This is a genomic window from Mesorhizobium sp. CNPSo 4661 (assembly GCF_057784215.1).
In genome coordinates this window covers 355,849-371,672 of record NZ_JBWGIO010000003.1, presented here as the reverse complement: position 1 = coordinate 371,672, position 15,824 = coordinate 355,849, and the positions used below count along the sequence as shown (strand labels likewise).

Genomic DNA, 15,824 nt, shown 5'->3' with positions numbered 1-15,824 from the left:
CCGTTTGGCCGACGCACGGGATACCCCTGTGCGCAGCAACCAGGAGACTGACCATGACCGCTTATCTTATCGCCGACATCAAGGTGAAGGACCCGAAATGGATACCGGACTACGCCGCCACCGTGCACGAGCTCGTTCACAAGCACGGCGGCAGATATCTGGCGCGCAGCGGCAATGTGAAGACGCTCGAGGGCAAGCCGCTCGACACGACGCTGATCGCGCTGATGGCCTTCCCGTCGGAAGCGGCGGCGCACGCCTTCACCAATGATCCCGCCTACGCCCCCTTCGTGTCGGCCCGCCAGGGTGGCAGCGACAGCCGCTTCCAGCTGATCGACAACACCGACCTGGCCGGCACGATTTCGTACCTGCCCAAGGGATGATCGGCAGCCGCCGCATCCAATCCGGGATCATCGAGCACAAACAGCCACGGCGCTTGCCCGTCGCGCCGCCATATTTTCGGCGGCCGGGCAGCCGGGCTTTTTCAGGAAGAATGGAATGAACATGACACCACACTTTTGCAACAGACTTCTCATGGCAGCGGCCGTGCTGACGGCCTGTACGGCCTTCGCGCAGGCGCATCAGGACGCGGCTGCGTCCGTGTCCGGCGTCAGCCCGCTGGCCGACAAGGTGCGTGCGGCCAACAGCCGGTTTCTCGACGTCAAGGCCGCTACGGCCGAGGGCTATGCGCCTATTCCTTGCGCCAGCGGCATCACCGGCGGCGCCATGGGCATCCACTATGTCAACGGCCAGTATCTGAAGGACGACAAGATTGATATCGCCCGTCCGGAAGCGGTCATGTACGAGCCGACGGCCGACGGCACGCTGAAGCTGGTGGCGGTCGAATACATCACCTCGAAGGGTCCCGCGTCGCTCGACGGCCAGCTGTTCAACTTCAACAGCGCGCCCAACCGCTACGGTCTGGGCGAGTTCTACGAACTGCATGTCTGGGCCTGGAAAGGCAACCCGACCGGCACCTTCGCCGACATGAACCCGAAAGTGTCGTGCGAACACGCGGCGTCGCCGACCCAGTAGACGTTGGAGATTGGCGAAAGCCAAGACGACAGCCGATCTCCCTCACTCGGGGGAGATCGGCAGCTCCAACGCGGCCCTATCTCACTCCACCGGCACTTCCAGCCCTACCTTCACCCGGTCCATCGCCACGAACGTCCGGAACCGTTTCACATTGTTGTTCTCGAAGAACAGCCGCCTTGTCAGCGCCTCGTAATCGGCCATCGTCGCCACGGTGACGACGAGGATGAAATCGGCCTCGCCGGTGACGTAGTAGCACTGCTGCACTTCCGGCACTTGCGCGAAGCCGCGCTTGGCGGCGTCGATCAGCTCGGCGCGCTCGCTCTCCACCTCCACCTCGACGAAGATGGTGATCGGATGGCCGACCTTGGCCGGATCGACCAGCGCGACATTGGCGCGAATGACGCCGGTCTCCTCCATGCGCTTGATGCGCCGCTGCACGGCCGGCGCCGAGAGGTTCACCACCTCGCCGATGGCGCGCTGCGGCGTGGCGTTGTCCTTTTGCAGGATGGCGAGGATGGCGCGGTCGAAGGCGTCGAGATCGGGCGAAACGGACATGGCAGCGTTCCAGACGAAACAAAATTGCATTTCAAGCACCAAAACAGAGCGCTCTTCTCTCTCTGCTTGCAATAAATTTCAGTGATCAGAACGGAGAAAGCCATGTTCCTGCTCAACCGCCACCCGGACCATGGCCAGCCGCTGACGCCCGAGGATGCCGCGACGCTTGGGCTCGCCGGCGCCGACGAGGCCGAGCGCTTCCTGGCCGCGCGCGACAACCATGCCGAGACGCCGCTGCATGCCCTGCCGGCGCTGGCGGGCGAACTCGGCATCGGCGCGCTCCACCTCAAGGACGAGGGCAAGCGGCTCGGCCTCGGCAGCTTCAAGGCGCTGGGCGGCGCCTATGCCGTGATGCATCTGGTGCTGGAGGAGGCCGGCAAGCGGCTCGGCCGTTCCGTCGATGTCGCGGAACTGCATAACCCCGAGGTCAACGCGATTGCCGCCGGCATGACGTTCGCCTGCGCGACCGACGGCAATCATGGACGCTCCGTGGCGCAGGGCGCCGGTCTTGTCGGCGCGCGTTCGGTCATCTTCGTCCATTCGGGCGTCAGCAACGAACGCGTGGCGGCCATCGCCCGCTTCGGCGCCGAAATGGTGCGCGTCGCCGGCGACTACGACCAGTCGGTCAGGGAAGCCGCCCGCGTCGCCGCCGAGCGCGGCTGGACCGTCGTCTCCGACACGTCCTGGCCGGGCTACGAACGCATACCGGGGCTGGTCATGCAGGGCTACACGGTGATCGTGCGCGAAGCATTGAAGCGTCTGCCCGAGCCGCCCACCCACGTCTTCCTGCAGGCCGGCGTCGGCGGCTTCGCCGCGGCGGTGGCCGGGCATCTCGCCATCGTGCTTGGCGAGGATCGGCCGACCGTGACAGTGGTCGAGCCGGCTCGCGCTGCCTGCGTCTATGAGACGGCCAAGGCCGGACGTCCGGTCACCATCGCGCACAGCAAGCCGACGGTGATGGCGATGCTCGAATGCTACGAGCCGTCGCTGGTCGCCTGGCGGGTGCTGTCGCGCCTCGGCGATGCCTTCATGACCGTTGACGAGGAAGATGCGGTTTCGGTGATGAACCGGCTGGCGCGGCCTGCGGGCAACGACCCGGCGATCGTCTCCGGCGAAAGCGGCGGGGCAGGGCTAGCCGGGCTGATCCGCGCCGCCGGAGACAAGAAGATCCGGACAGCGCTCGGCCTCGACTCCAGCTCCCGCGTGCTCATCATCAACTCCGAAGGCGCGACCGATCCCGGCCGCTATGCCGAGCTGGTCGGGATGGCGCCGGACGAGGTCGCAAACGCAAGGCTGCCGGCATGAGCAATCTGACGATCAACGCCGACCGGCTTCTAGGCCGCATCGAGGAGCTCGGCGGAGTCGGCCGCGACGCTCAGGGGCGACTGGTCCGCTTTTGGGCGTCGACGGCACGGTGCCGCCGGGCCAAATACCACCAAAAATAGTCATGTTGGCTGTATCGGTCCCTTCGAAGCGAACATTCGGCGACATCCAATCGAAACAAACTTCAATCACTTAGCCAATTAAAGCGCGCGGAATCGCGCCGGAATCGCGCCCGCCGACAGAATTCAGTGCCTAGCAGGAAGACTAGCATGCTGCTTCTCAACCAACGTCCAGAACACAACCAGCCGTTGGTTGCCGCCGATGCAGAGGCCCTCGGCGTGGCTGGCGGCGAGCGGGCCGAGCATTATCTCAAGGCGCGCGACAACCATGCGGAAACACCGCTGCACGCCTTGCCGGCGCTGGCCAATGAGCTCGGCATCGCGGCGCTTCATGTCAAGGATGAAGGCCGTCGTCTTGGCCTTGGCAGCTTCAAGGCGCTGGGCGGCGCCTATGCCGTCATGCGGCTGGTGCTGGAGGAGGCCGGCAAATGGCTCGGGCGCGATGTGGATATCAGCGAGATAAACGACGCCAGAGTGCGCGAGATTGCGTCGAGCATGATCTTCGTCTGCGCCACCGACGGCAACCATGGCCGCTCCGTGGCGCAGGGCGCCAGCCTCGTCGGCGCTCGCTCGGTGATCTTCGTCCATGCCGGCGTAAGCCCCGAGCGTGTCGCGGCCATCGCCCGCTTCGGCGCCGAGATTGTCGAGGTCGAAGGCGGTTATGACCATGCGGTGCGCGAAGTCGCCCGCCTCGGCGCCGAGCGCGGCTGGAAGATCGTCTCCAACACGTCCTGGCTGGGCTATGAGCGCGTCCCCGGACTGGTCATGCAAGGCTACACGGTGATCGTGCGCGAGACGTTGCGGCGCATGGCCGAGCCACCAACGCATGTCTTCCTGCAGGCTGGCGTCGGCGGCTTCGCGGCGGCGATCGCCGGCCATATGGCTGTCATGCTTGGCTCCAGGCGGCCGAAGGCCGTGGTGGTCGAGCCGCGGCGCTCGGCTTGCGTCTACGCTTCGGCTGAGGCCGGACGTCCGGCAGCGATCGCAAATCAGCAGCCGACCGTCATGACGATGCTCGAATGCGCCGAGCCGTCCTTGGTCGCCTGGCGCGTGCTGGCGCGCGTCGGCGATGCCTTCATGACGGTGGAAGAGGAGGACGCGATCGCGGTGATGAAGCGGCTGGCGCGGCCCCTGGGCAACGATCCGGCCATCATCTCCGGCGAGAGCGGCGGGGCAGGACTCGCCGGACTGGTCCGCGCCGCGGGCGATAGCCATATGCGGGCGGCGCTCGGCCTCGATACGCGTTCGCGCGTGCTCGTCATCAACTCGGAGGGCGCGACCGACCATGGCCGCTTTGCCGAGCTGGTCGGGATGGCGCCGGAAGAGGTGTTCCTGCAGACTGCCTGAGAGCAATTCCAGGAAAAGTGCGTAGCGGTTAAGCTCGGCGCCTTCGCCGTAGCCTTCCGTCCGGAATTGCGTCAAGAAAACAGCAGTTCCAGGAAGAAGCATTTAGCGGGTAAGGCTCCGCCCTTCGCCGTAGCGCCCGTCCGGAATTGCGTCGAGAAAAGGAACGTGAGGACGACGATGGCTGAACTCGACCAGCAAGAGCTTCACCGCGAGATGACGGCGTGGCGGCGCGATCTCCACGCCCATCCCGAGTTCGGCTTCGAGGAAAAGCGCACGGCGGCGTTCGTGGCGGAAAAACTCCGCGCGTTCGGGCTGGAGGTGGCCGAAGGCGTCGGGGGCACCGGCGTCGTCGGCACGCTGACCCGGGGCAGCGGCAACCGCGCCATCGCGCTGCGCGCCGACATGGATGCGCTGCGCATCGCCGAGCAGGGCACGCAGGCCTGGCGCTCGAAAACGCCCGGAACCATGCATGCCTGCGGCCATGATGGCCACACATCGATGCTGCTCGGCGCGGCAAAGCTGCTTGCGAGTGAAGGCGGCTTCGACGGCACGGTGCGCTTCATCTTCCAGCCGGCCGAGGAATGGGGCAGGGGCGCGCTGGCCATGCTGGACGACGGCCTGCTCGAGCGCTTTCCATTCGAGGAGATATTTGGACTGCATAACATGCCGGGCCTGCCCATCGGCCATTTCGAGACCCGCAGCGGCCCGGTCATGTCGGCCGAGGACAATTTCGAGATACTGCTGAAAGGCCTCGGCGGCCACGCGGCGCGCCCGCATGCCGGCCAGGAAACGCTGGTCGCCGCCTGCGCGCTGGTGGTCAACCTGCAGACCATCGTCTCGCGCCGTCTGAGCCCCGCCGATATCGGCGTCGTCTCGGTGACCGAGCTCGTCACCGACGGGATCCGTAATGCGCTGCCGGGGCTGGCGCGTATCCTGGGCGATTGCCGCAGTTTCCGGCCCGAGGTGAGCGCCGCGATCGAAAAGGAGATGCGCCGCATCGCCGAGGGCACGGCGCAGGCCTATAACGTCGCGGCCGAAGTCGCTTACACCCGCGAGTTCGTGCCGTTGATCAATGATGTAGGCCTTGTCGATGAAGCGCTTGCCGCCGCGCGCACGGTGCTGGCCGACGACGCTGTTCGCGTCGCGGCTGAGCCCATGACCGCTTCGGAGGATTTCGCCCGCTTCCTGGCCCACGTGCCCGGTTGCTTCGTCTTCATGGGCAACGGCGGCACCGCGCCGCTGCACAACCCGGCCTATGATTTCAACGACGAAGGCCTGCTGCACGGCGCGCGGTATCACGCGGCGCTGGTGAGGCGAAGGCTGGCGGTGGCCTCGTGATGTCGTCATCCTCGGGCTTGACCCGAGGATTCATCCCGTGACGGCCGCCGAAGAATGCAGTGGTTCAGAACTTCTGCTCCGCCGCAACGCTCCTAGGTAACGGCATGAATTCTAGGGTCTGCGCGCGTCGCTTCGCTCCTTGCTCCGCCCTAGAATGACAAACGCGGGGTTCGCCGTTTCCGCCTTGCTTGATACCTCATCGCAACTCCACCCCCGGTAACCCTTTCTTCTCTGCTTTCATGCAGTATTGCCGTGGCAGGACGGCAAGAACAGAGAATGGCGGACGACAATAAACGCAACGGCACGTTCTGGGCGCTGGCGCTTGACCGCGCTCATCTGGGCCTCTGGGACTGGAATCTGTCGACCGGCGATTGCTATTATTCGCCGACCTGGTCGAAGATGCTGGGCTATGAAGCGGGCGAACTAGCCAACACGCCCGATCTCTGGCTGAAGCTTACCCATCCCGACGATTGCCAGCGCGCGCAGGAAAGCGGCGACCGGCACATTGCGGGCATCGTCGATTCCATCGAGACCGAGCTGCGCCTGCGCCACAAGGACGGCCATTGGGTCTGGGTGCTCGACCGCGGCGGCATTGTCGAGCGCGACACCGACGGCAAACCGCTCAGGCTGATGGGCGTGCAGACCGACATCACTCGGCAGAAAGAGGCCGAGGCGGCGCTCGAGCAGGTTAATATCCGTTTCCGCCTGGCGCTCGCCGCCAGCGGCACCGGCATCTGGCACCACGATATCGGCACCAAAAAGAGCTATTGGGACGCGCGCAGCCGCGAGATATTCGGCCTCGTTGCCGACAAGGACGAGGTGTCAGCCGAGCTGTGGCACACCTATCTTCATCCGGACGATAAGGAAGCCACCGAGCGCGCCCATCAGATCGCGCCTGGCTCCAACGATGTCCTGGCCTCGCAATACCGCATCATCCGGCGCGACGGCGAGGTCCGCCATCTCGAATCGTTGGTGCGCTTCGTCGCCGATGTCGGCGCGGCCGGCCAGGTGCTGGGCACCGTGCGCGACATCACCGAGGAGAAGACGCGCGCCGAGGAGCTTGCCTTCGCCGCGCGTCACGACGCGCTGACGGGGCTGCTCAACCGTTCGGCCTTCGACCGGCTGCTTGCCGAGAACATCGCCATGACCGAGCGCCTCCCGCTTGCCGTGTTCTATGTCGACCTCGACTACTTCAAGGCGCTCAACGACTATGCCGGCCATGCCGCCGGCGACCTCGCGCTGAAGAGCGTCGCGGCGGGCATCCTCGCCTGCTTGCCGGCGTCGGCGCATGCGGCGCGCCTCGGCGGCGACGAATTCGCGCTGCTGGTGCCGAACTGCAACGACGCCTGTGCCGAGCAGCTTGCCCGCGCGGTGCTTGCCGCGGTGCGCAACGCCGACCTCGGCCCGGCCGTCACGTCGCGCAGGCTTGCCGCCAGCATCGGCATCGCCTTCGTGCGCGACCGCAATATGAGCGTGGCCGACGCGCTCGCCTGCGCCGACGATGCCTGCTACGCCGCCAAGGCCGGTGGCCGCGACCGCTTCGCGGTGTTCTCGCCGGAAACGACGTCGGGCGCCAGCGGCCTCAATGCCGCGCGGCTGGCCGCCGATCTGGTGGATGCGATGGAGGATGGCAGGCTGAAGCTGTTCGGCCAGGAGATCCACCGCCTCGGCCAGCCATGGGAAGACAGCCGCCACGTCGAGGTGCTGGCCAGGCTCGAGGCCCGCAACGGCAAGATGATCCCGCCCGGCGATTTCATGCCGGTCGCCGAACGCTTCGGCCTTGCCGCCCGGCTCGACCGCTGGATTATCCGCACCGCGCTGACGCGCCACGGCGAGGCGATGCGCGCTGGCGCCATCTCGCTCGACTTCAACCTGTCGGCGCAGACGCTTTCGGATCCGCAGCTCTGGGATTTCGTCGATGAGGCCATCGCCGAGAACGGCGCGCCGCCGTCGGCCGTCGGCTTCGAGATCACCGAAACCGCCGCCGTCACCAATTTCGACGCAGCGGCCGAATTCGTGCGCAGGGCGCGCGAGCGCCATTGCCGCGTCAGCCTCGACGATTTCGGCGCCGGCATGAGTTCGTTCGAATATCTCAGGCGCTTTCCCATCGATGCCATCAAGATCGACGGCTCCTTCGTCGAGCACATCGCCGAAAGCCGCTTCGACCGCGAGATCGTCTCGGCGATCACCGGCATCGCCCGCTCGATGGGCGCTGCCGTGGTGGCCGAGAAGGTCGAGGAGAAAAACGCGCTGGAAATCCTCATAGGCATGGGCGTCGCCTATGGCCAGGGCTATTTCCTGCACCGCCCGGAGCCGTTGGAGGGGATCGTGGCGAGAGCCGTAAGCGGGGTTGCGTCGCCGAAACGGCCGCATGCCAGGTTGGGCATAAAATAAGCAGTTGCTAAAATTGCGAATACTCATTTAAGGGCGCCGTAATCCGCTACGGATGATGATCCGAGCCACAAAACGAATCGGAGCGCCTGGATGAAAACCCTTCCCTTGCTTGCGGCAACTGCAGTCGGCCTGCTCGGCATCCTCGCCACGCAGCCATCCCATGCGGGCTCGGACAATGGCGGCGGTCTGACGGCGGCGTCGACGGCCGACGGTGATGACGATCAGGTCAATACATCCAGCGTCGGTGACGACCACGAGGCCGCCGAGAACGACCAGGCCGGGGACAAGGGTGACGGCGCCACTTCCGGCTCGCATGAAGGCGACCAGGATGGCGGTGGCGACAGTGGTGGCCACGACGGCGGCGGGGACAGCGGCGGCCACGATGGCGGCGGCGACTGAGTCTCGGGGTTGAGCCAAAACAAGGCAATTCCAGGAAAAGTGTGAGCGGACAGGCTCGGCGACTGGCAGCCTTCCGTCGGAGTTGCGTCAAGACAAGGATAGCGCGGGCTCATCGTTAAAAGGTGAACCATCGTTCTATCGAACTCTTAGGACATCTGGGCTTACTGCCTGTGAAACGCTCTGCTCGGACATGACGTCTTGGCTCGATTGTCCGGCGTCCGATCCATGACGGACGGGCGCCTGCGAGACCCGGCAATGTCCTCGACGCTCAACGGCACCGCGCTTGTGATCCTGCTGCGGCAACGCCTGTCACCGAGCCCCAAAGCGGCGATCATCGGCATCGCCCCCAGCCCAGTAGCCTCACCGCTAACGCAGGCCAAATCCGCGGTCTCGGCATCCATGTTCAGCGTCGACAGCCTCAACATCACGGCCGTCAAGGTGCGGCTGATGGAGCGCGCGGGCAAGGAGTTCGGCGTCGATCAGACCGACTACGAGACCGTGTCTTCCTATGGGGCGGCGGTTAAGAACGCCGTCGAAGCGTTGAAACCGCAATCTCCATCGGCGATTGCCGAAATCGAGAGACAGCTTGGCCTGGACCAGCTTGGCGTTTCTCTCGATACGCTCGTCGGCGCGATAGGCGATCCGCGAGGCAGCGACAACGAAAGTCTGGATGCCGCGTTGAAGCAGCATGCGGGCCGACAGGGCGAGGGCGACGCTGCTTCGGTCCAGCCGGACGAGCTCGGGCTCTACGGCGGCTGAGGACAGCTAACCCATCACCCACCTGAGCATGCCTGCCGAAGCCACCCCGACCACCACCGTCGGCAGCATCGACAGCCTCGTCGCGGCAAGCACGGTTATGGCCAGCGCCGCGAGGTCGGCTGGGTTCTTCGAGACGAAGTCCGGCGCGATCACCGAGATCAGCACGCAGCCGGGCGCGGCCTCCATCACCGCCGTGGCTCGCGTGCTGAGCGTGCGGTTCCTCAACACCACATAGCCGCCGATGCGGGTGAGATAGGTCACGCCGGCCATCGCCAGGATCGCAAGCACGGTCATCGGATCGATCATTTTTCACCTGCCAGGAACCAGGCGGCCACCAGGCCGGACAACGCGCCGGCCGCCACATACCAGGCGCCAGGCACGACGAGATAGGTGAGCGCCGCCACCACCAGGCTGACGAGCCAGGGCCGCGCCGCGGCAAAACCCTTCCACATGCCGCGAAGCAGCACCAGGAAGACGGCCGGGAAGGCCATCGCGAAACCGTATGCCTCGACATCGCCAAGCACCGGGCCGAGCGCTGCGCCGCAGGTCGTGAACACCACCCAGGCGAGATAGAAGGGCAGGCCGGCGCCCAGATAGAAAGGCAGGCTGAAGGCTGGCCGCAGGCCGACGGCGGCGCGGCGCTGTGCATCGGCCAGGCCCACGGCCCAGCTCTCGTCGCACATCAGGAACAGCGCCGGAAACACCTGGCGTTTCGGCAGGTGCTTGACGAACGGCGCAAGTGCCGCGCCCATAAGCAAATGCCGGCTGTTGACCAGGAAGGTGATGGCGGCGATCAGCAGGATATGCGGCGGCGAGGTCCACAGCTGGATGGCGGCGAACTCCGAGCCTCCGGCGAAGTTGAGCCCGGTCATCAGCGGCACCTCGACCACGCTGAGGCCTTTCTGCGCGGCTTGCGCGCCAAGCACCAGCGCATAGGGGATGATGCCGAGCAGCACTGGCGTCGAGGCGGCAAGCCCGCGCCTGAACTCGGCGCCGCGGCCGTTGCTGGTTTGCTCCCCGGCGAGGGCGATCTCGGAAATGCTCATGATTTTGCCTTCGGCTGGCCTCGCGGCCGCCGTTCTCCCGGTCGGTTGTGGGGTTGTCGGTCACCGGACCATAGCCGAAACGCTTGGCAATTGGGTTGCGAAGATGCGCCATTTCTGCAAATATTTGGCATTGGATAGCGTATTCAGACAGAGAGCTGGAATTTTACGCCATGAAGCTGGATGAGATCGACAAGCGCATCCTGCGCGCCTTGCAGCGCGACGGTCGCATGGCCAACAATGATCTTGCTCGGGAAGTGGGCCTTTCGCCGTCGCCCTGCCTGCGCCGCGTCAAGCTGTTGGAGGAGGCCGGCGTCATCGATCGCTATGTAGCGGTCCTTAATCCGGCCAGGATCGGCCGCGGCCAGACCTTCTTCACCCGCATCTGGCTGAAGCAGCAGGACGAGGACACGATCGAGCACTTCGCCGCCGAGGTGGCGAAATTCCCCGAAGTGATGGAGTGCTATCTGATGCTGGGCGACTGCGACGCCATGGTGCGGATCGTCGCCGCCGGCATCGATGATTACCGCCGCTTCCAGTCCGAGCATCTGAGCCGCATCAAGGGCGTCCAGAACGTCAAGACGGATGTGCCCAGCCAGACGATCAAGCAGACGTCGGAGATGCCGCTGTAGGATTCTTCCGTTGTCCCCTTGGGGGAGAAGGGAAGTCCTCAATGATGCGCGTGGCTCTCGTTCCGTTTGCGCGTCGCCGCCGCCTTCTTGGCCGAAGCCGAACGTTCGGCCGCGGAGCGCTCGCCCGAGGCCTTTCCGCCCATCCTGCCGCCCTTGTGCGCGGCGGGATTGCCGGTGTGCTTGCCGCGGCCCGAGCCGCCTTCCTTCTTGCCGCCGGCGTCATCCTTGTTGACGGTCGCCCAGGCGCGCCGCTCGGCTTCCTTCTCCGATACGCCGCGCTTCTCATAGCCCTCGGCGATATGGTCGGCCTTGCGTTCCTGCTTGTCGGTGTATTTCGATTTGTCGCCACGTGGCATTTTTCTTCTCCTTGTGCGCTGAGTGAATTCGGTAACAGGGTCAATTACCCTTCTTCTTGGCGACGTCGCCAAGATCGGAGCGTTCCGGGTCCTTGTTGTTCTCGCCGGCCGCGTCGCGATTCTCGTCAGGGTCGTCCTCGGCCGGGAGGTAGCCGCGCGGCTTGTTGGCCTTCGGGCCTTCCCAGCGCGGCCATTGATCGGAAGTCCCGGCTGGTCCCTGTTTCGGTGCATTGCTCATCTTTGCCTCGCTTTCCGGACGGTGTTCAGCCCTCCGCCTTCATGGTTCGTGCGATCTCGAGCAGCTTGGCGCGGTCATGCCCGTGCTCGCGTATCAGTTCGCGCGCCTGCTTTGGCGACAGATCGGTGTTCTCCGCCAGGAAGCGCACATCGGGATCGTCACCCCCTTTGGTCGGCAGATTGCTCGTCCGCGGCGCGTGGGCGGCGCCGGGGCGATGCGGGATGTTCTCGTTGGTCCGGGTCATCGCAGGCCTCCTTCGGTTTCAACTTGCCGGCTGCCTGCGGCGTGCTTCCTTCTTGCGGCGCAGCACCTCGTCGGTGCCGACAATCTCCTTCGCCCCGCCGGTGATCGCGGTCGAGACCACAGCCGGCGGATCGCTTGCCGGAAAGCTGTCCTCCAGCCCGGACTGCAACTGCTCTTCCAACGTATCTGGATTCTCCGACCGGCCTTCGGTGCGCCGTTCGTCGATCTCCTCCAGATCGTGCTTGGCATCGGGATGCTCGCGGACATTGCGCAGCGTCGAGACGACGAGCTCGACAGCGAATTCTTTCATCGCCTCGGCCTGCGGCGCGGCGACGTCGGTCTCCTCGATCAGCCGCAGGAGCGACTGCTCGAGTTTGTCCAATTCGCGTATGCCCTGGCAACGTGCCAGTTTCTGAGCCAGCGCATGGACCAGCAACGGGCCGAAGGTTGAATAAGCTTGCATGCGGGTCTCGTCGACCCGTTCGGGATGGAGCGTATGCAGGGACATTGGTGCCTCCATGGAACGTCCTGCCTGCGGCCTCTGCCGTCAGCGGCGGCCGTTAGGGGAACTGGAGGGCAGGGAAGAGGTTCCATCGGAAGGCGAATGTGGAGCAAGTGAAACGGCGTCCGTGAAGCACACGAACGCCATTTTGAACTCAACGCTGGCCGCCCTTGCGGCCGGCTTCCGACGCACGCTGGCGGTCTTCGGCGAAGTTTGCCGCTGCCACCCCTGTGCCGGCCGGCGCTCCGCTGACCCATGTTGCCGTCCTCGGCCTGCTGCTGCCCGCTGCCGCGATGCTGCCCACCGTTATGTGGGTCGCCGCGGTTCTTGTGGCTTTGCTGGCCGGCCTTGACGTGCTGTTCGTGGGTTCCGCCTTGATTGGGCATATCGAATTCTCCGTTGGTTCGGAGTTGGTTCGGATTTTTCTTCGGGGGTGAATTCAAGGACGCGTTCGGCCTCCTTGAGTAGGGGGAACAGGTGTCGGCAATCGATGTTCCGGCTGAAACATTTCGTGACCCGGGTCAGACTGAAGTCCGACCTGACCAACGCATTCGGCTGGCTTATGCAACCAATCTGCTTTCTACGGATTGGGGAGCGGCCGTCGAGAAAAGCCCCCATCGCCGGCCATCCTGGTGCCCGCCGATCCCCGCGCAATTCCGGCGGGCATCAATATCCATCAACAAGAAAGCCGCGCAGCCGGCTTCGGAGCGAGACGACGTTTTGACCTATATCTCTGCAAAGCCCACCCGGCAGGATGTCGAAACCCTGCCTGCCAACGACAACGAACGTGCCGCCCTTGCCGATCTTTCCTTCCTTGACGTCATCAATGACGAGGACGAGGTCGCCGACATTGCCAGGCGCGCGGAGCGCCTGGGCCATGCCACGCTTATCGCGATGGCAATCGGCTTGGCGGCGGTGCCGTTGCTTTATCTGATGCTTGCGTGAGCGGGCCGGCCAGTCATCTGGCCGGCCCGCGCAACTCCCGCGACGCTGTGCTTCTATCTTCCGGAGAAGAAGGCATCGAGCGTGGCCGCCGTTTCGATCGGCGACTCCTCCGGAAAGAAGTGGCCGCCGCGCAAGGCGCCGCCACTGACATCTTCCGCCCAGTTCCGCCACAGCGCCAGCGGGCCGCCCGCCTGCGCGTACCATTCGGCCAGCACCCCATGCTCGCTCCATAGCGCCAGCAGCGGGCAGGCGATGCGCCGGCTGGCCGCTTTGTCGGCATGGTCATGATCGCGGTCGAGGGACGCCGCGGCGCGATATTCTTCGCAAATGGCATGGATGTGCGCCGGGTCGCGCAACGCATCCACATAGAGTTGCCGAACCTCGGGCGGGAACGCGTCGGGCGACGATCCCCAGCCGGAAAGCGCATTGTCGACGATGGCATCGGCGGCGGCCGCAACCATCGTCTCCGGCAGCGGCTCGGGCTGTGCCAGCAACGACCACGGCCAGTAGCCGAGCGCCAGCCTCGCGTCGGCGCGGTCCCAGGCATCGGCGGTGGGAATGATGTCGAGCACGGCGAGCTTCTCGACGCGGTCCGGGTGGTCGAGCGCCATCCGGTAGGCGACACGCCCGCCGCGATCGTGACCGGCGACCATGAAGCGCCTGAAGCCCAACGTCTCCATCAGCACCACCAGATCGGCGGCCATGGCGCGCTTGGCATAGGGGGCGTGATCGGCGGAGGACGGCGGGCAGGAGCTTTGCCCATAGCCCCTGAGATCCGCGCACACGACGGCGAAATCGCGCGCGAGGCTCGGCGCCACGTCGCGCCACATCGCATGCGTCTCGGGAAATCCGTGCAGCAGCAGCAGGCCGCTTCCACTGCCGGCCCGGCGGGCGAAGATCCTTGCTTCGCCGGTGTCGATCTCGCGGCTGTCGAAATCCTCGAACATTGCTTGCCTCCGGTATCGGTGCCGGCCATCTCACGTCCAGGCTGAATCGAGCGTCAACGACGCTTCGAAAATCTGGTCGCGCTGCTCGTCCAGTACCTTCACGGTGATTGTCAGGTGCCTGCCGCCCGGCATCTCGTCGCGGGCGACATCATGCAGGATGCGCAGCGCCTCTATGCCCGCGCGCTCGCGACTGGCAAGAAGCTGCCCTTCATCGTCCCTCTGGCTGTGCTCGGTGTTGTACAGGTCGAAATAGAAGCGTTGCATCGGCACGTCGATCCCGGCGTTTCGAGCTTCAATTCGTCAGCGCGGTCATGGTTCCAAGCGGCTGATCCCGAGAGGAAATCCATGATGCGCCGCGCTTGCGGCGCGCGCAGCCGCCTGCAACCAGCCCGCCGCCTGCGGCGTTGCTGCTGCGAATGGAGGACGCAGGATGCTGGAATCGCTTTATCTCAACCTCGGCCAGCACGATGCCTTGTCGGAGGAAGAGAAGGCGCTGCTTGCAGGCGTCATGTCATTCGAGAAATACATCGCGGCCGGCGAGGATGTCGTCTCGGAGGGATCGAGGCCAAGTTACAGCACGCTGATCATCGATGGGCTCGCCGCCCGCTACAAGGTTTTGGAGGACGGGGGCCGCCAGTTCACCTCGCTCCAGGTCGCCGGCGATTTCGTCGACTTGCATGCCTTTCTGCTGAAGACGATGGATCACGGCATCATCGCGCTCTCGCCATGCCACGTGCTCGCCGCCGAGCATGGCAAGCTGAAGACTATCACCGAGCAGGCGCCGCATCTCACCAGGCTTTTGTGGCTGGACACGCTGGTCGACGGCGCCATCCACCGCGAATGGATAGTGGCCATGGGCCGGCGCTCCAAGACCTCCCATCTCGCGCATCTGATATGCGAGCTGTTTGTCCGGCTGCAGGTGGTGAAAAAGACCCGCGAGATGAGCTTCCATCTGCCGCTGTCGCAGGCCGAGCTCGCCGACGTGCTCGGCCTCTCCGTCGTCCATATGAACCGGGTGATCGGCACGCTGCGCCGTATGAACGTGATCAACTGGACGAGCCATATGATCACGATCCTCGACTGGGAGCGGCTGGTTGCGATCGCCGAATTCGATCCAACCTATCTCAGCATGACCCGCGAGCCGAGATAGGTCGGCCAAGACGGTAGCAAGGACAGATTGCCTGCGGCATCTAGCTGGGCGGAGCCTTGGAGCGCGACCACAGCTCGTCCAGCATGGTGAGGGCGGCACTCGGCTGGGCAGGCCTCAGCAGGCCTTGCTGCGCGGCGACCCTCTTGAAGGCGGCAAAGGCGATGGCCGGACGGCAGGTGCCTGCGATCGCGTCATTCACCAGCCGGGCAGCTTCGAGATAGGCTGGCGCCTCCTTGTTCTTCCATGTGCCGGCGAGCGCCTTCTTGGCCTCGGCGACGGTAGTGACCACCATCGTGCCGCCGCTGACGAAGCGAATGGTGAGGGGCAGGAAACGGCTCATCGGTCATTCACCATCCGAGCCATTCGAGCGTGCGCCAGGCAAGGCCGACAAAGGGCACGGCCGTGATCATGACGGCAATGAGGAGAAAAAACGGGCTGTTCATAGGCAAGGACTTCATGTTTCACCGCAAAATTGAGGATGGCCGTAAACGATGACTTCGCC

General features: G+C 65.0%; 23 protein-coding genes. 12 read left to right on the top strand and 11 right to left on the bottom strand.

Features of this window, described 5'->3' with window-relative positions:
- Positions 1–53: 53 nt before the first annotated feature.
- Both AC0YKC_RS06675 and AC0YKC_RS06670 read left to right on the top strand, forming a co-directional pair.
- Complete coding sequence (locus AC0YKC_RS06675) at positions 54–380, top strand: DUF1330 domain-containing protein (protein ID WP_320298406.1); 327 nt, start codon at positions 54–56, stop codon at positions 378–380.
- A 151-nt stretch (positions 381–531) separates the two neighbouring features.
- The gene (locus tag AC0YKC_RS06670; RefSeq protein ID WP_488510570.1) at positions 532–1,032 is read left to right on the top strand and encodes a hypothetical protein; all 501 of its coding nucleotides are present in this window, start codon (positions 532–534) and stop codon (positions 1,030–1,032) included.
- Positions 1,033–1,113: 81 nt separating this feature from the next.
- Here the strand turns inward: AC0YKC_RS06670 and AC0YKC_RS06665 are convergent, their stop codons facing one another.
- Entirely contained in the window at positions 1,114–1,587 is a 474-nt protein-coding gene (locus AC0YKC_RS06665; RefSeq protein ID WP_320298404.1) for an Lrp/AsnC family transcriptional regulator, read from the bottom strand.
- Positions 1,588–1,689: 102 nt separating this feature from the next.
- Here AC0YKC_RS06665 and AC0YKC_RS06660 point away from each other — a divergent pair, with 102 nt between their 5' ends.
- The 7 genes from AC0YKC_RS06660 to AC0YKC_RS06630 all read left to right on the top strand — a co-directional run bounded on the left by AC0YKC_RS06660 (position 1,690) and on the right by AC0YKC_RS06630 (position 9,266).
- Positions 1,690–2,892: a diaminopropionate ammonia-lyase gene (locus AC0YKC_RS06660; protein WP_488510550.1), complete on the top strand. Its 1,203-nt coding sequence runs from the start codon at positions 1,690–1,692 to the stop codon at positions 2,890–2,892.
- On the top strand, positions 2,889–3,032 hold the full coding sequence (locus AC0YKC_RS06655; protein ID WP_488510549.1) for a hypothetical protein: 144 nt from the start codon (positions 2,889–2,891) through the stop codon (positions 3,030–3,032). Before AC0YKC_RS06660 ends, AC0YKC_RS06655 begins: the two co-directional genes overlap by 4 nt.
- A 147-nt stretch (positions 3,033–3,179) precedes the next feature.
- Complete coding sequence (locus AC0YKC_RS06650; RefSeq protein WP_488510548.1) at positions 3,180–4,376, top strand: diaminopropionate ammonia-lyase; 1,197 nt, start codon at positions 3,180–3,182, stop codon at positions 4,374–4,376.
- 177 nt (positions 4,377–4,553) lie between these two features.
- Positions 4,554–5,714 (top strand): M20 aminoacylase family protein, encoded by a 1,161-nt coding sequence (locus AC0YKC_RS06645; RefSeq protein ID WP_488510547.1) that lies wholly within the window; start codon positions 4,554–4,556, stop codon positions 5,712–5,714.
- A 276-nt stretch (positions 5,715–5,990) separates the two neighbouring features.
- On the top strand, positions 5,991–8,108 hold the full coding sequence (locus AC0YKC_RS06640; protein ID WP_488510546.1) for an EAL domain-containing protein: 2,118 nt from the start codon (positions 5,991–5,993) through the stop codon (positions 8,106–8,108).
- A 90-nt stretch (positions 8,109–8,198) separates the two neighbouring features.
- On the top strand, positions 8,199–8,507 hold the full coding sequence (locus AC0YKC_RS06635; protein WP_488510545.1) for a hypothetical protein: 309 nt from the start codon (positions 8,199–8,201) through the stop codon (positions 8,505–8,507).
- A gap of 255 nt (positions 8,508–8,762) precedes the next feature.
- The gene (locus AC0YKC_RS06630; RefSeq protein WP_488510544.1) at positions 8,763–9,266 is read left to right on the top strand and encodes a hypothetical protein; all 504 of its coding nucleotides are present in this window, start codon (positions 8,763–8,765) and stop codon (positions 9,264–9,266) included.
- A gap of 6 nt (positions 9,267–9,272) precedes the next feature.
- Here the strand turns inward: AC0YKC_RS06630 and AC0YKC_RS06625 are convergent, their stop codons facing one another.
- Entirely contained in the window at positions 9,273–9,572 is a 300-nt protein-coding gene (locus AC0YKC_RS06625; protein WP_488510543.1) for an AzlD family protein, read from the bottom strand.
- A complete protein-coding gene (locus tag AC0YKC_RS06620) occupies positions 9,569–10,312 on the bottom strand; it encodes an AzlC family ABC transporter permease (RefSeq protein ID WP_320298396.1) in 744 nt (247 codons plus the stop codon). The genes AC0YKC_RS06625 and AC0YKC_RS06620 overlap by 4 nt, the downstream gene beginning before the upstream one ends.
- A gap of 170 nt (positions 10,313–10,482) precedes the next feature.
- On the opposite strand from AC0YKC_RS06620, the gene AC0YKC_RS06615 reads away from it, so the two are divergent.
- A complete protein-coding gene (locus AC0YKC_RS06615; protein ID WP_320298395.1) occupies positions 10,483–10,941 on the top strand; it encodes an Lrp/AsnC family transcriptional regulator in 459 nt (152 codons plus the stop codon).
- Between the two features lie 38 nt (positions 10,942–10,979).
- Here the strand turns inward: AC0YKC_RS06615 and AC0YKC_RS06610 are convergent, their stop codons facing one another.
- From AC0YKC_RS06610 to AC0YKC_RS06590, 5 genes are all read right to left on the bottom strand, one after another.
- Entirely contained in the window at positions 10,980–11,297 is a 318-nt protein-coding gene (locus tag AC0YKC_RS06610; protein WP_135873952.1) for a plasmid stabilization protein, read from the bottom strand.
- A gap of 40 nt (positions 11,298–11,337) precedes the next feature.
- Positions 11,338–11,535: a hypothetical protein gene (locus AC0YKC_RS06605; protein WP_434722233.1), complete on the bottom strand. Its 198-nt coding sequence runs from the start codon at positions 11,533–11,535 to the stop codon at positions 11,338–11,340.
- Positions 11,536–11,560: 25 nt separating this feature from the next.
- Complete coding sequence (locus tag AC0YKC_RS06600) at positions 11,561–11,779, bottom strand: hypothetical protein (RefSeq protein ID WP_488510542.1); 219 nt, start codon at positions 11,777–11,779, stop codon at positions 11,561–11,563.
- A gap of 18 nt (positions 11,780–11,797) precedes the next feature.
- On the bottom strand, positions 11,798–12,286 hold the full coding sequence (locus AC0YKC_RS06595) for a hypothetical protein (RefSeq protein WP_434722235.1): 489 nt from the start codon (positions 12,284–12,286) through the stop codon (positions 11,798–11,800).
- Positions 12,287–12,434: 148 nt separating this feature from the next.
- Positions 12,435–12,506 (bottom strand): KGG domain-containing protein, encoded by a 72-nt coding sequence (locus AC0YKC_RS06590; protein ID WP_488510569.1) that lies wholly within the window; start codon positions 12,504–12,506, stop codon positions 12,435–12,437.
- Positions 12,507–12,757: 251 nt separating this feature from the next.
- Here AC0YKC_RS06590 and AC0YKC_RS06585 point away from each other — a divergent pair, with 251 nt between their 5' ends.
- Positions 12,758–13,225 carry a hypothetical protein gene (locus tag AC0YKC_RS06585; protein ID WP_488510541.1) on the top strand — a complete coding sequence of 156 codons (468 nt, stop codon included), beginning with the start codon at positions 12,758–12,760 and terminating at the stop codon, positions 13,223–13,225.
- A gap of 53 nt (positions 13,226–13,278) precedes the next feature.
- On the opposite strand, the gene AC0YKC_RS06580 is transcribed toward AC0YKC_RS06585, so the two are convergent.
- Together AC0YKC_RS06580 and AC0YKC_RS06575 are read right to left on the bottom strand one after the other, a co-directional pair.
- Positions 13,279–14,172 (bottom strand): alpha/beta fold hydrolase, encoded by an 894-nt coding sequence (locus AC0YKC_RS06580; RefSeq protein ID WP_488510540.1) that lies wholly within the window; start codon positions 14,170–14,172, stop codon positions 13,279–13,281.
- Positions 14,173–14,202: 30 nt separating this feature from the next.
- Positions 14,203–14,436 carry a DUF6894 family protein gene (locus AC0YKC_RS06575; protein WP_320298388.1) on the bottom strand — a complete coding sequence of 78 codons (234 nt, stop codon included), beginning with the start codon at positions 14,434–14,436 and terminating at the stop codon, positions 14,203–14,205.
- A gap of 166 nt (positions 14,437–14,602) precedes the next feature.
- Between AC0YKC_RS06575 and AC0YKC_RS06570 the strand changes: the two genes are divergently transcribed.
- Positions 14,603–15,322, top strand: coding sequence for a Crp/Fnr family transcriptional regulator (locus AC0YKC_RS06570; protein WP_320298387.1), 720 nt, complete (start codon positions 14,603–14,605; stop codon positions 15,320–15,322).
- Between the two features lie 40 nt (positions 15,323–15,362).
- Here the strand turns inward: AC0YKC_RS06570 and AC0YKC_RS06565 are convergent, their stop codons facing one another.
- A complete protein-coding gene (locus AC0YKC_RS06565) occupies positions 15,363–15,662 on the bottom strand; it encodes a DUF982 domain-containing protein (RefSeq protein WP_488510539.1) in 300 nt (99 codons plus the stop codon).
- Between the last annotated feature and the right edge of the window lie 162 nt (positions 15,663–15,824).